General features: G+C 30.3%; 15 protein-coding genes. 2 read left to right on the top strand and 13 right to left on the bottom strand.

Annotation, left to right across the window (positions count from 1 at the left end; genetic code table 11):
- Positions 1 to 236 precede the first annotated feature (236 nt).
- From IEW40_RS00880 to IEW40_RS00825, 12 genes are all read right to left on the bottom strand, one after another.
- Complete coding sequence (locus tag IEW40_RS00880) at positions 237 to 674, bottom strand: hypothetical protein (protein ID WP_188616188.1); 438 nt, start codon at positions 672 to 674, stop codon at positions 237 to 239.
- A 333-nt stretch (positions 675 to 1,007) separates the two neighbouring features.
- A complete protein-coding gene (locus tag IEW40_RS00875; RefSeq protein WP_188616187.1) occupies positions 1,008 to 1,853 on the bottom strand; it encodes a hypothetical protein in 846 nt (281 codons plus the stop codon).
- A 130-nt stretch (positions 1,854 to 1,983) separates the two neighbouring features.
- On the bottom strand, positions 1,984 to 3,474 hold the full coding sequence (locus tag IEW40_RS00870) for a hypothetical protein (protein ID WP_188616186.1): 1,491 nt from the start codon (positions 3,472 to 3,474) through the stop codon (positions 1,984 to 1,986).
- 188 nt (positions 3,475 to 3,662) lie between these two features.
- Positions 3,663 to 4,283: a dihydrofolate reductase family protein gene (locus tag IEW40_RS00865; protein WP_188616185.1), complete on the bottom strand. Its 621-nt coding sequence runs from the start codon at positions 4,281 to 4,283 to the stop codon at positions 3,663 to 3,665.
- A 208-nt stretch (positions 4,284 to 4,491) separates the two neighbouring features.
- Entirely contained in the window at positions 4,492 to 5,133 is a 642-nt protein-coding gene (locus IEW40_RS00860) for a hypothetical protein (RefSeq protein WP_188616184.1), read from the bottom strand.
- 679 nt (positions 5,134 to 5,812) lie between these two features.
- Positions 5,813 to 6,244, bottom strand: coding sequence for a hypothetical protein (locus IEW40_RS00855; RefSeq protein ID WP_188616183.1), 432 nt, complete (start codon positions 6,242 to 6,244; stop codon positions 5,813 to 5,815).
- A gap of 339 nt (positions 6,245 to 6,583) precedes the next feature.
- Entirely contained in the window at positions 6,584 to 7,585 is a 1,002-nt protein-coding gene (locus IEW40_RS00850; protein WP_188616182.1) for a tetratricopeptide repeat protein, read from the bottom strand.
- A gap of 13 nt (positions 7,586 to 7,598) precedes the next feature.
- Positions 7,599 to 8,375, bottom strand: coding sequence for a hypothetical protein (locus IEW40_RS00845; protein ID WP_188616181.1), 777 nt, complete (start codon positions 8,373 to 8,375; stop codon positions 7,599 to 7,601).
- A 31-nt stretch (positions 8,376 to 8,406) separates the two neighbouring features.
- Complete coding sequence (locus IEW40_RS00840; protein ID WP_188616180.1) at positions 8,407 to 9,021, bottom strand: hypothetical protein; 615 nt, start codon at positions 9,019 to 9,021, stop codon at positions 8,407 to 8,409.
- Between the two features lie 50 nt (positions 9,022 to 9,071).
- Positions 9,072 to 9,884, bottom strand: coding sequence for a hypothetical protein (locus tag IEW40_RS00835; protein WP_188616179.1), 813 nt, complete (start codon positions 9,882 to 9,884; stop codon positions 9,072 to 9,074).
- Positions 9,885 to 9,904: 20 nt separating this feature from the next.
- Positions 9,905 to 10,750 carry a hypothetical protein gene (locus tag IEW40_RS00830; RefSeq protein WP_188616178.1) on the bottom strand — a complete coding sequence of 282 codons (846 nt, stop codon included), beginning with the start codon at positions 10,748 to 10,750 and terminating at the stop codon, positions 9,905 to 9,907.
- Positions 10,751 to 11,373: 623 nt separating this feature from the next.
- Positions 11,374 to 12,282 carry a hypothetical protein gene (locus IEW40_RS00825; RefSeq protein ID WP_229663343.1) on the bottom strand — a complete coding sequence of 303 codons (909 nt, stop codon included), beginning with the start codon at positions 12,280 to 12,282 and terminating at the stop codon, positions 11,374 to 11,376.
- Between the two features lie 297 nt (positions 12,283 to 12,579).
- Between IEW40_RS00825 and IEW40_RS00820 the strand changes: the two genes are divergently transcribed.
- Entirely contained in the window at positions 12,580 to 12,930 is a 351-nt protein-coding gene (locus IEW40_RS00820) for a DUF2200 domain-containing protein (RefSeq protein ID WP_188616177.1), read from the top strand.
- Between the two features lie 64 nt (positions 12,931 to 12,994).
- Here the strand turns inward: IEW40_RS00820 and IEW40_RS00815 are convergent, their stop codons facing one another.
- Positions 12,995 to 13,390, bottom strand: a complete 396-nt coding sequence (locus IEW40_RS00815; RefSeq protein ID WP_188616176.1) for a hypothetical protein — start codon at positions 13,388 to 13,390, stop codon at positions 12,995 to 12,997.
- 190 nt (positions 13,391 to 13,580) lie between these two features.
- Between IEW40_RS00815 and IEW40_RS00810 the strand changes: the two genes are divergently transcribed.
- The gene (locus IEW40_RS00810) at positions 13,581 to 14,453 is read left to right on the top strand and encodes an AraC family transcriptional regulator (protein ID WP_188616175.1); all 873 of its coding nucleotides are present in this window, start codon (positions 13,581 to 13,583) and stop codon (positions 14,451 to 14,453) included.
- The last annotated feature ends 49 nt before the right edge of the window (positions 14,454 to 14,502 follow it).

The raw sequence follows: 14,502 nt of genomic DNA, 5'->3' as shown, positions 1-14,502 counted from the left end.
GTTAGGCACGGATTGCAAATCCTAGTCATCGGATTATAAATCCTACATCGGGAGCTTTTTGTTATTAAATGCTCCGAAGTTACAAACTTCGGAGAGCTGGGCAATATGTTTTTCTAAATAAAAAGTAAATTAATAATAGCCATTATTTATTATTGTATAATAAAGAAATTTTAGTTTATCTTACAAAAAAAAGAGCCATCTTAAAATTATTAAGATGACTCTATAATGAATATTTTTCACCACATCTTCCAGCTATTTTCTACAGCAATGATACTGTCTCTATTTAGGCTTTTAGGCGGATTTAACCATCCTAATTTAGGGGGAATTTCATTTAAAGACAAGGGAAAATGAGTGAAAATTATTGAATTTGATGGATTCCTTTTTTCCAATTTCACTAAGAAATATTTTCCAACAGTTTCATATACTTTACCACAACGATATCTTGTATCATTCCATTGCTTATACGTTTTTCCGTTATAAGAATATGTATAATAAAACCTTTCAGCAGAATATTTATATCTAATAATCTGAATTCTACATACTTTTCCACGTGTATATATTCCGTTATTTTTTATTTTTTTTATATTATTATCCCAATAACGAATGATAAATATGAATAAAAAAGCTAAAATAATAGAATAAGGTTTACTAAGATAATAATAAATCTTCTTCAAAATCTAATGGTTATTTTTTTGTTCATTGGAAGAACTACTCGATTTATTTTTATGAAAATCAGAATAAATCGAGTTTTGTTGTTGCTTAAATTGCTCGAGTTCACTTTTCATTTTGTCATTATAAGCAAGTTGTTTGACGGTATATGATTGATTACCCCTACTGCTGCAAAGTGTCCTGACTTTGAGCCAAACTTACTCATCATAATTATTATATTTCTAAAATTCATATGTTTTATTTGTTGTAGCTCAAAGTTGTAAACTTGGTGCAGCGGTGAACTTTTTTTAATTAATTGCTTCGAAGTTACAAACTTCGGAGAGCTGGGTCTTCTTTCTCTATTCACTGTCAATATTGTAAATGTAGTTATCAGAAAGCAAGTATTTAAATCTTTCTTTTTCCATTTCCCAATGTCTGTCCTTTTTCATTTTAGCGATTATTGCTTTTCTTATTTCAGGGTCGTTAAATTTAAACAGCTCATCAACAGTTTTATAATAGTCAGTTGTCCCTGTATTTTTAAATTCTGTTTCGTTCAAATACTTAACAAGAGCTGTTTTAATCTTATCTGCATATTCAGCTTTGTGCCAATTGCATAAATAGAAGATTGCTTCCCTTTGTCCTTGTTCAAATGCCAAAATCGAAATTTGCTTTTTATAGGGTTCAACATAAACTCTATTTTCCATTGCTCTATTTAAAAGTAACCAATACGGGTTTTTACTAAATATTACAATACTGTCAAGTTCTAAAAGTATTTTGTCTGTTGGTCTTTTAGAAGTATTCACGTTGTTCCAATATCTATGATATAATTCGCTGGAAATATTGTCCTGTGATTTTATGCAACCACTAAAAGTTCCGACCTGTCTGTCTTGCAAGACGAATTTTTGAAAAATGTTTTTTAGGTCTGGGTAAATATTGTCAGCTAAAGCCCAACTTGCATAACAGGCAACAGTTGCATTTTTGTTGTCAGTCAATTGAACCAATTCTTCTGTTGTAGCGATTTCTTTTAATTGCTTAAAGTTTTTATAGTTTTCACTTTCAGCCCCTGCAATGCCAACGTGTTCTTCCTGAACTTCATTGATTTTTGCAATTTGTTCAACTATTGTTGTCAATTTTTTCGATTGTCCAAACGATAAATTAACACCTAATAGTGTCATTAAGAAAAATATGTTCGTCAATTGTTTCATAAATATTGCTTGTATGTCGTTCTGTTAGCCTTGCCCATAACGGAACGGATATTTGTGAAGAAACGCCAAAAACGATACTGGATATGCGTTGGAGGCGTTTTTTTTACAAACATCATGTTATCTGTAGTTTTTATTCGTTCACCTTGATTTTTTTTATCCAAATACTTCCCACGCCAGGAGATTTCCATCCAGTAATCATAAATTCGTTCTTGTTGGTTTCAAAAACTTTATTAGAGGAAAATCTCTCATTATTAAAATCATCAGCACTTTTCCATGTCCAAATTAAATTACCATTGTTATCGAATTTTGTTAGGGTTGTATAGTCGTAAGCATTGTAATTAGGGTAGTATATTTCATGCATCAAACAGAACAATTCATTATTGCCATTTATTTTTATATCTCTACCTTGATAAATAAAATCTGTTCTTGAAGGCTGTTTGTTCTGCCATAGAATTTCACCATTCATATCAAACTTCAATATCCATTTCTGCGGATCAGTAAAACCACTTGTTCCACCATAAAATCCCTGAACAAATATATTATTATCCTTTATTAAAAAATTTTCAAAAGAGTCGTCGCCGCCTAGATCTCCGTAATATTTAGTCCAAATTGTATTTTGAATTCCATTATTGAAATTCATTTTATTAATCATTCCTTCATAAGTTACCGATCCATTTTCAGGAATCTTATCTCCTTTGAAAACATTAATAATATTGCCATCACTAAGGTATTTTGCATTATTAATCCAATTATTTGTTTTTATTGTTTTTTGAGAAATTATATTTCCGTTATTATCAACAAATAGTTCTTCTGCATCATAAATATGTCCATTCCCAGTAATAATTTTAAAAGTATTATTTTCGTAAGAATAGCCACTTATATAATTACTTTGCATACCATTCAAATCAAGAACAGGATATTCCTTTTGCCAAATGAAATTCCCATTTGTTGGATTTAATTTAGTTATTATTGTAGATTTTTGATCGTACTTTCCGGTAAGTACTGCTACGTTACCGTCTGACAATAGTTGTATCTTATAAGTGCCGGGAGATGGAGAATCTTGAATTAATTTACTCCAGATTAAATTTCCATTTAAGTCTATTTTGTGTAATGTAATTTTTTTTACTTCTGTAGGATACTGCTGAATTTGTCTAGTTAATAAAAATAAAAAAGACATTGATTCATCTAATTCACTATTCATTAAATATATAAAACTTCCATTTTCAGGACTGAGTCCTATATTTTTATCAAGTATAGTTAAAAATGAAACATCCTTTGTAATTACTGAAACAACATTACTATATTTAGCACTATTATTTTCTATGTAAGAAATCTTACAAAAATATTTAGTATTTGGTGTTAAATTATTGATTTGAATATTGTTTGAATTATTTAACAAAAATTTATTTTCACAATTCAGTAAATCAAAATTTTCTGATTTACTATATATTAAATACTTATCTCCAGAAATATTTTTTATATTATAATTCAAAGTAATTGAAGTTGTTGTAAAACTTGAAGTAGACAATTCTACTGAACTTTTAGTATCAGCACCAAAATCATCTCTATTGCATGATATTAAAAATATAAAAAGAATTAATGATAAAAGTTTTATTTTCATTTTATGATATGTATTTTGTTGCACATATAGTTTAGGAAAAATTACAGATAACGTTCCCAGGGCAGGAGCCGTAAGTGAATGTACAGATAAAAGTGATTTCGAAGCACAAAACTTAGGTTACCGAAAAATGTGATTTCGAAGCACGAAATCGCTTATGGCGCTTGTCCTGTGTTAGCGGTTCGTTGTTTTTATTTTTTAGTCAGTTTATATCTTAAATGTGTTGTCAAGTCGGAAGGTATAACTTCTGTAATTTGTAAATCATATTTGTCTTTATCTATGCCGTCAAACAGTCGGATACCACTACCTAAAAACACTGGTGCAATGTGAATAAAAAATTCGTCCACAAGACCTGCATTTAGAAACTGTTGGATTGTATTTGCACCTCCTTGTATTCTTATGTCTTTGCCTTTTGCCGATTGTCTTGCCTTGTTCAAAGCACTTTCTATTCCGTCATTTATGAAGTAAAATGTTGTCGTGCCTTCTTGAACCCAAGGTTCTCGTTTTTCGTGTGTCAAAACATACACGTCTGCTTTGTATAAGTCGTTTGTCCAACTCGCTTCGCCTTCTTCAAACATTCGTTTCCCCATAATAAATGCTCCTGTTCTAGCAATTGTTTCTCGAATGTATTCTCCGTCTGCACTGTCTTCTTTTCCTCCTTCAAACCCAAGATATTCCCAAAAAGCCTTTTGGTTAAACATCCACGAATGAATTTGTCCTGAAACTCCACCCATAGGATTTTTTGGTCCTCTGTTGTCACCTGCGAAAAAGCCGTCAAGTGATATTCCGCTGTCAAAGATTATTTTGCTCATTATTTATTGTTTGTCAAATTTTATTTTTTATCTGTTGGTTCTAGTCTGCACTGTCGTCCTACAATTACCGCTAACGGTTCGGGTATTGCCGCAGTGGGGGATTTTTAGCACCACTGTTGATTATAAATACCGCTCTTCAAATATAGTACTAATGTTCAATAGAATTACGTCAGCCCCCATTGCAGCAATACCTTGTTAGCCGTAGTTTTTATTCTATTATCTTATTCCTCCAATATTCTAAATACTCTAATAAAGTGGAGTCCTGATTCAAATAAATATGAGTTGAACCTGGAGTTCCGAAATAAGTTTTTGACTCTAATTCATCTTGAGAAATACAAAATGATTTTAATATGTCCAATAAAACATAGCTTTCCCAACTTTCTAATATGACAAATTTTCGCTCTCTATAATATCGAATATATTTTCCTAATAAATATGAAAATTTTTGTTTATCATTTAAGTTATTATTATTTGAGAAATAATTGTAAGGTGAAAAAATCGCAAATTTTTCTTCAAAATTTATTTTTTTAAAATATTTTGTTAATGATGATGATTCAATTTCAGAATGTCCAGCATCTGATTTATAAAGAATTAAATCATTATTTAGATTTAATTTTTCTACTAATTTTTCACAAATTTTTTTAAAAATTTGTGCTATCTCGTATTCATTCACAAAAAAACAATGAATTGTAATTGAGTTTTCATCTTTTCTTTTTGACAATGGTGGATTTAAAATAAAACCATAAATCAATGTTAAGTAATCAATCTCAATATTGTTATAAATGCGTTGTTTTATCCACTCTTTTTGTTTTAAACTTGTAATTTCAGTTTCAATGTATTTTTTTTTCACGGTTGTATTGTAAAATTACGGCTAACTCATAAATATACGCAATTAGATACTAAAATATTGATTTAAAACAAAATATTCGTTTGTAAACAATTGTAAGTATTTGATAGGAGGTAATTTTGAGTTGATGCTTATTTGTTTTTTATCAAAAATAAACAAATTTTATGATTAAGAAATACGGGAAGTCGGAATTTTGAAGGAAATTGATGAAAATCAGTTGATTTTTGAAAAAACATTGATTTTCTAGGTTTTGGCTAAAGCCAACTATTTTCATTTTTTTTAACGGGCTGAAGCCCGTTCCTATTGATGGAAGGGGTATTGGTTAGTGGTTGAAAATGAAGATTTTAATTTTCATCTGTCCTAAAGGATGTAAAATCTTCATTCTCTTAAGTGATGAGTTTTACACTACCCCGTCTTTCGGACGAGTTCGAAAGCCACCCCTTCAAGGAAGGGGAATGGTTACAATTGTTGATTATTGGAGAATATTTTCTTTGCCCCAACTTTATAGGGAGGAAAATTGTTTTTTTAATGTGAGGTGCTCAACCTCCTAAAGGAGCAGTTCAGTTGCCTTTAGAATCTTTTGGAGGTTTAATGTTAGATGGGTATACACCCGGCCTCTTTATTTAGAGAAGAATAGTTTTTAAAGCTGCGAAGAGAGAGAGAGATTTCGGAGAGCAGGTTATTATCTGCATTTATAATTTCTTTTATCAAAAGTAATTTCTAAAAACATTGGCTCATAAATTTCATTTTTATTTTTGTCAATTCCCATAAATCTGGATTTAATTTGTTCATTATGTGTATCTATATTGACTAAATAATTTTTAATAGAATCTGTATTGTTGTATAAATCTTTAGCTTTAATCATCAATAGTTTTTCACTTGTAATCACATCGTCTAACCCATTATTGTCTAAAATAATCGTATCTTTTTTCAATTCATATTTACCATAAAAATGTTTTTTACTTGCCCAAGGTCCACTTTTAATAACATAAGTTCCGTCAGAATAAAAGTAAAGAAATGCCCCAAAATTTTGAGCTTTTAAGATTTTCTCTTTACTCTGTAAATTTTCATAATGAATAATAATAACTGGTATTAAAATGATGAAGAATGACAATATTAAAGTTTGTATAAATGAATTTTTATTTTTCTTTATAAGAAACTGTTTTTTATTTTTTTGAAAAACTTTGAAATAATTATAAATGAATATTAAACCTAAAACAGGATAAATAAAAATTTGGAAAATATTGTCATAATGATATGCATTATAAATTATAAAAATAATCGATAAAATTATTAATAAAGCTATGGTAAAATTATGTGTGTGATTTTTCATAAATTAAAATATTGATGCAGAATGGTTTGAATTACATACCCCGCCTCTATTTAGAGAAGAATTAGTTTCTAAAGCTCCGAAGGGAGAGATTTCGGAGAGCTGGTGATACATTTTCAATTATTATCTGTTACTTCTCCATTCTTCTAAACTCATCGTTTGTTTAGTTTTAGGATTATAGAATTTTATATCAAAGTTATTTTTGGGGTAAATATAAAAATCATATTTTGTGGTTAATTTCTCCAAATTACCAATATCACTTATGTTGTCACTTTCAATATTTCCAATTTTTATCCAGTAATAATCTTTTTCATTTTCTTGAGGCGACTCAACAATGTAAACACCACATTTACATTTATTCACTTCTGGCATATTTAAGAATAAATCAAAAATTTTACTTCTGTTTACATCATCAGAATCTGCAATATCAAAATTTGGATTTCCTGTAGGAAAGTATATTTCATTTAATAATTTTGGATTAGGCTTAGAAAGTTCATTATATCTATTTGCAGCCAGTTGGTAATAGGCGTAATGCTTAATTGATTTATCATTTTTTATTTTTTCATAAATTTTAAAAGCCTGCTTCTTGTCTCCTACACATTCATAATAATTAGCACGAGCATAATCTGTTAAATAATTTCTAATGCTATCAATCAAAGGTTTTGCTTTTTCTGGTTTTCCTAATTTAATGTAGTTGGCTGCCAATGCTGCGGCATTATCATCAGAAAAGTCATCTTCTTTTTCAAGAATTTCTAAGGAACTTTTATAATCTCCAATCCTGTATTTTGTTTCAGCCATAAAATAACTAAAAGAACTCAATAAAGAATTCCTAACCATTAATTTTATTTTATCGGTTTCTTTTTTTGCATTTTGTATAACACTATCTGCTTTTTTTATTGCTAAAGTTGGATTTTTTTCACTTAAACTATAAAGTGAAACTAATATTGAATCATTTTTATTAGATTCTTTAGATGCCAAATCTAAATTTTCATGAATTTCTTTATGATGACTTTCATCTTTGATTTGCTCCCCAAAGACAATAATATCATTTGAATTTGGCTGTATTTTTTGATTATTACAAGCCAAAAAAAATAAAAAAACTGAGGTAAGAATTATTTTATTCATAACAAGTTGTTTTTTAAGCTAATCCTGCAATGTTGAAGTAATTAAATTTCCCGGTTGTTAAATTCAGTTCTGCATAAACATTGCAGTTGCCTCCGTCGTTCATCATTGATTCATAATATTGATAGCTTTCTAACAAAGAAGTATTTTTACAAAAAAAATGAGCTTGAATTAATATTTCATTTTTATTATTTCTTACAGCAACAATCTGTTTTAAATATTTGTCGAAGGTTTCTAATCTTTTATTATTAGAAAATTCTTTTTTGAAGATTTGATCTATTTTTAGTAATTCTTGGTTATTCAAATCATAATTAGAATATTCTTTTTGCCATTCTTGTTTATTGAACTTCTTGTAAAATGTAAATATTGCATAATTAGGAAACTTTTGGGTGTCTAAATTGTTATTGACATTTAGTTTTGTTATTTCAAATTTCATTCTCTCAGGATATTCTCCGTCAATAAATTCTATAAAACCATTTTTTAGAACTGCTGTCTCCGAAATATTAAAATCTAGTAAAAAAGGAGAAAATTTGATGGTGTCATTATCTATCTTTACCAAACCTTGAAATGTTTCACTTTTAGAATGATTTTCTTCTTTTACCAATTCGGTGAAAATATAACTGCTATCCGAAAGTATTTTAAAAGTCCTATTTATTTTAATTAAGTCATTAAAATTCTGAGTTGCAAGTAACAATACTTCTTTTTTCTCTGTTTCAGATTTAGAATTATAGTCATTAAAACCCAAGAGCATCATGAAAACGAGAATTAAGACTGGTGAAATGAGTATTTTCATTGATAAAAGATTAATTTTTAACCATAGGAATCTAAGAAATCTGTTTAATCACTGCATTTTTACAAAGCGGATATGTACTTACAAAAGGTTCTATTAGTTTGTTCATTTCTACAAAAGAATCACCATAAAAGTAAAGTGCTGTTTTCTCTGGAAATTCCCAGAACCTTACTGTTTCGTCTTTGTCATCAATTAATCTTTTGATTTCAGAGACTACAAAGTTAGAATCTGAATTCTGATAAACTTCTGGTTCTAGATTTACTCCATCTAGATAAATTGCCAAACCTTCATTATCTCCAAACTCAATCACTTCATTGGTTGTTTCAATGGTTATTTTAGAGTTTTTGGGTATTTTTTTGGTTTTTAGGAAGTTCATTATTTTTTGAACTGCAATATTGGTATCTACATCAAGTGCTAATTCTACTTCGATATCTACAAATTCTATTTCACCATCTGCATCTTGCAAGGTTCCCCCTCCTGATATTTCGCCTAAATTATTAGTTTTTAGAAATTCATCTAAAGGGTCTTCGTAGTATTCTCCTCTATCAAAAGGTTGGATTCTGTCATTCAGGGTAATTACAATATATTGATGATTTTGTGAAGCGGAATGGTCAGGTTTTGCGCCGAATATTTTTTTTAAAAAGTTCATTTATATTGCTTTTATGATTAATAATGAGATTTTTTTACTTTTTATATTTTCTAAAATGGAGATTTTACTTTTTTTAAAGTGTCCTTTTTACCATCATATTCAAAATAAGTACTGTAAGCAGGCGAATAAACAAAGAACTTTTCTAACTTAGTAAAAGGAGCATATAACTTAAAAGTACATATATCTGTTGCAGAAATAAAAGAATTTGTTTTCAGGTGACTATGTGTGGACATAGACATTTCGCCTTGTGCGGTAGATGTGTACTGAGGAATAAGTCTAGAATGGAATTTTTTGGATTCTAGTATATTACCAATTTTATCTGTTACGAAAAGGTAATCATTACCAAATGGTATTACTCCAGAATCATTAGCGCCAGTAATTATGTATGTTCTAAACTTATTTCCAGAAGGGATTGTAATTAAATTTAGGCTAAAACCTTCTGGTACTCCTACTTCGTATTTTGGGTCAGACAATTGTGAGATTAATTTTTCTCTATTATTTTTTAGATCTAATTCCAAAGAATTCAGGTCTCTTTCTTTTAGTCTATGTTTAATCGCTTTTTTAGAATTATTTAGAAATAAATATTCTACCATCACTTTATCTGCTTTTTTATTCAAAAAAACAGTTTTTACTGTATCATTTGATTTATAAGTAAGGTACTGCCCTACTTCATTTCTTAGCATTTTGTTTTCTCTAATTATGTCTGAAGCATTCCATGAAGCATTTTCTAGAGAATATAACAAATTACCTTCACTTTTTATAGAATCTAATTTTAATTGAAATTCGTTGTCCGAAATTTTATTCTCTTGTGAAAAAATAGAAATTGACCACATTAAAATAAGAAAAATTGAAATTGGTTTCATTAGTTTATATATTTTATTAATTATTTAAGTTTGATTTCAAATCCTTTTTTAAATGCTTTTAGTTCTGGTTCTGTGAGTTCTCTACCATTAATGCTCTTCCATAAATCTTTGGCTTTATCAAAATCATTATAACCTAAGCTTTTAACTGCGGCAGACCACATTAAAATTGCAAAATCCTTTTTATTATATAAAATACTTTCGTAAGCAATTAATCCTTCGGAATCCTCTAATTTCTTTTTAAAGTCAAACTTACCGCCTTCTTTTGATTCTGATTTGATATATTCTTCTAATCTATTATCTGTTTTGGATGCCGATTTTATTTTATCTACTACAACATCTTTAAATTCTGAAAGCACCTTTTGAAAAGGGATAATTTCTAAACTCGTATTGCTGATATGAAATTGGTTATCCGTAATTTTAGAATCATTATTTTTGATTACAGCAAGCTCCTTCGCCCTATGTTCCGTAATTTTTCCTCGAAGCGAAGAAGGAATAATAATATTAGAATTATTGTTAGGAATTATTACATTATAAAAATAAGAGTCATCTTTAGGACTTGGAATTAACATTGCCATTCCTTGTACATTTCCCTTATCTATCAATATAAAATAGTAGGAAGGTAATTTGGTAGAAAAATTTATAAAATCCTCTATTGAAGGACTTTCACTAACAAAAACAGAAGATAATTTATTATCTATATTATCTTTGATGGTATAATAATTAGAGATTATTTCGAAATCGTCGAGATTCGTCTTTTCAATATTCACGCTATTAAAAACAGGGTTTCCATTTTTATCAATTTGCGAAAAAAACTTTACATGGGTAAAGAATAAAAGGAAAGAAATTAGGGGTAGTATTTTAAACATTGTTTTTGATTTTCAACAATTAATTAAATAATCAAATCCAATGAAAACCAGCAAGAATTCTATATTAAGACTGTAATTATTGAGTTTTTGATTATATGTTTTATACAAATATACTGAATGTGCAAGAATTACCAATACTAGAGGGCACAATTTTGATTGGAATTGATGAAAATCAGTTGATTTTTGAATAAAAAAACATTGATTTTCTAGGTTTTGGCTAAAGCCAATTTTAATTTCAATTTTTTAAACGGGCTAAAGCCCGTTCCTATTGATGGATGGGGAATTGGTTAGTAATTGAAAATGAAGACTTTAATTCTCCTCATTCCTAAAGGATGTAAAATCTTCATTTTCTTAAGTGATGAGTTTTACACTACCCCGTCTTTCGAACGAGTTCGAAAGCCACCCCTTCAAGGAAGGGGAATGGTTACGATTGTTGTTTGTTGGAGAACAATTTTCTTTGCCCCAACTCTATAGGGAGTAAAATTGTTTTTTTAATGTGAGATGCTCAACCTCCTAAAGGTGCAGTTCCGTTGCCCTGAGAATCTTTCGGAGGTTGATAAGTACACACTCCGCCTTAAGGGTATCCTTCTTTTTAGAGGGGAAAATAGGGAGAGGTTAGTTGGTTAGTTTAAATTTTTTCTATTTCTAAAGACCTGCCAAGAGTTGACGCTATTTTGCCAGATGACGTAGAGTCCTGGTGCAATGGAAGCTATGGGATTGAGGTAGACTTGAGCCATCCAGATGGCGAGAATGGTATTTTTTTGTCCGAGTCCTTGTCCACCAGCCACGGTGTTTTGGTATTTTCTACCGATTTTTCTACCTATCCAAAACTGAAAAACGCAGACTAAGAAAGAGAAAACCGCCAGTAAGAGTTCTATTTTATAGTAAGATTCACCTTGAGAAAGGATAAAATGGAGGGTTCTGCCAGAGACTATGGTGAGTGCTAAGCTCCATAAATAGAAGGAAAAATCTGATTTTTTTTGTAAAAAATTAGCCGTTTTAGGGGCATATTTATTGATAAAAAACGCGATGAGTAAAGGTAATATTAGGAGCAGGGCTACCCTTTTGGAGATATGCCAGGCAGAGTCTAAAAAAGGTAAATTGTGGAATCCTATTTCTGAAAATAGCAAGGGTGCTACCAGAACCAAGAGCAAATTGCTTAATAGTGAATAAGAGGTAAGGTTTTCTACATTTCCGTTTAGCATTTTGGTGATTACTGGTGCAGAAGTAGCTGTGGGAGCCACTATGCAAATCATAGTTCCTTGTGCTAAAATAGAATTATACGGATTGATGAGATAGTACACTACTCCACTTGCTGTTACCTGAAATAGGAGCATCCAAAAGTGCATTTTAGAGAAATAAATATTGCTCCAGGAGATATTAACAAATGTAAGCAGCAACATGATGAAGATTAAATAAGGCACCAAAAAAGATAAGGCAGACATTTGTTGATACAAAATAAAACCTAAAAGCATGGCAATAGGCATCATGTAGGATTTTAATTTTCTCAGGAGAAGCGATATTTTTTGCATGAAAAGCAAGTATTGTACAAAAATAAGGAAAATCCAAAACTTAAATGTGAAATATGTTCTATTAATTGTTGAGTGGTTAGTGGTAAAGTTGTAAAAATGTAAAGTTGTAAAGTTGTAAAGTTGTGAAGTTGTAAAGTTGTAAAGTTGTAAAAATGTAAAGTTGTAAAGTTGTAAAGTTGTAAAGTTGGTTGATTAGTTGGTTAGTGGTATAATGGATTAGTGATGTGGTTGGACTAATTTGGTAGATGCTATTTTGTATTCATAAAAAATCAATATTTTAGCATAAAATAAGAATCGATGAACAACACCCGAGTTTATAAAATGTCTTTTGCGAGTGTCTATCCACATTACGTGCAAAAGGCAGAGAAGAAAGGCAGAACGGAGTCTGAGGTGAAAGAAATCATCTATTGGTTGACGGGTTATGACGAAAAGGGATTGAAAGAAATTTTAGAAAATAAAACTGATTTCGAAACTTTTTTTGCAGAAGCGCCGGCATTGAATCCTAATGTTTCTAAGATTACAGGAGTCATCTGCGGTTACCGTGTAGAAGAGATAGAAGACCCCCTAATGCAAAAAATAAGGTATTTGGATAAGTTGATTGATGAATTGGCGAAGGGAAAGGCGATGGAAAAAATTCTTAGGGCATAAAAAAGGGAGTATCAGTATACTGACACCCCCTTCACAACAGTTTTAAATAATTTTTTTGTCGTGATTAGTCAACAAAAAAAGTTTTTTCGAAAACCTCTCCATTTCTTTCGATTCTGATGACATAAGCATTAGAAGTCTCAGGGTTTAGGTTAAAATGGATGTTAATTTTTCCATTTTTAGGTGCTTGTACAGCACTGTAATATACATCGTCAGAAAGGTCAAATACAGAAATTTTCACTTCATCTTTCAAGTTATCCAAAGATAATTTCACCCAATTTCTTTCAACCAAAAACTGAGGTTTCAGTATATTTTCTGCATCGATGTTTTTGTCTTTCCCTGGGTTAGTAGCATTGCTGCTTACTTTTTCAACCACTACAGAATGGTTATTCGTTTTCGCTGAAGCAGTTGCTGTAAAAAAAGCAAATCCTGCAATAAATCCAAATTTTAATACATTTTTCATAATAAATAAGTTTGTGTGTTATCAAATTAATCCTGGGACAAAGGTATATGCTGAATCATCAATAATCTAGCATAGAATTCTCTTATATATGTACAATATTAACATAGGCAATTAAATTTAATATTAACAAATGTTAATATGAGACAGTTAAAATATTTATTAATTTTAACAAGTTTATGAAAAAGCGGTTATGAAGCATTTAAATCCCTCATTTGAAGCCATTAAACCTAGTATAGGGAGTAGTTTTACTACCCTTAGATTTTCTAGGAATGAAAACGCCAAAGCCAACCATTGGCACTATCACCCAGAAATAGAAATTGTTTATGTGGGTGGAGGTTCGGGTAAAAGGCAGATTGGGAGCAGCATCACCTATTTTAAGAGAGGAGATTTGGTGATGATAGGCAGTAATTTGCCCCATTGTGGTTTGACCAATGAGAATACCAAGAATGATTTTGAAATTGTGATACAATTTAAGAAAGAGTTTTTAGGCAAAGAAATCTGGCAAACTCCGGAAATGGCGAAAGTAGCTCAGTTGATTCACAGCAGTAAATCTGGACTTGTATTTGGAGATGCAACCAAGAAATTGCTTGAGAAGAAAATCATTTCGTTGCACAATGCCAGTTCGCTAAAGAAATTATCCAAATTATTAGACCTGCTGAATGAGTTGGCGAATACCGATGATTACCAAATCTTAAACGCGGGTAAATACTATTTGCAAACGCAGGTAGAAGATAATGAAAGAATCAACCTTATTCTTAATTTCATCAAGAACCATTTCAGAGAAGCTATCAGTTTAGAGGAAGTTTCGGATATTGCCAATATGACGGTACCGTCATTTTGTAGGTATTTTAAGAAGATTACCAACAAGACCTTTACGCAGTTTGTTAATGAATATCGGGTGATTCATTCACAAAAACTATTGGCAGAACAGCCGATGAGTATTACAGAAATCTGCTTTGAAAGCGGTTTTAATAATTTCAGTTATTTCAATAGAACGTTTAAGGAATATACAGGAAAGAGTCCTTCTGATTATAGGAAAGAGTTTAGTCAGGTGTTGTCTTGATGGAAGATGGAAGATGGGAGATGGAAGAAGGGTGATGGAAGAAGGGAGT

The organism is Cloacibacterium rupense, assembly GCF_014645495.1.
In the GTDB taxonomy this organism is placed as follows: domain Bacteria; phylum Bacteroidota; class Bacteroidia; order Flavobacteriales; family Weeksellaceae; genus Cloacibacterium; species Cloacibacterium rupense.
This window is presented reverse-complemented; position numbering and strand designations above follow the sequence as displayed.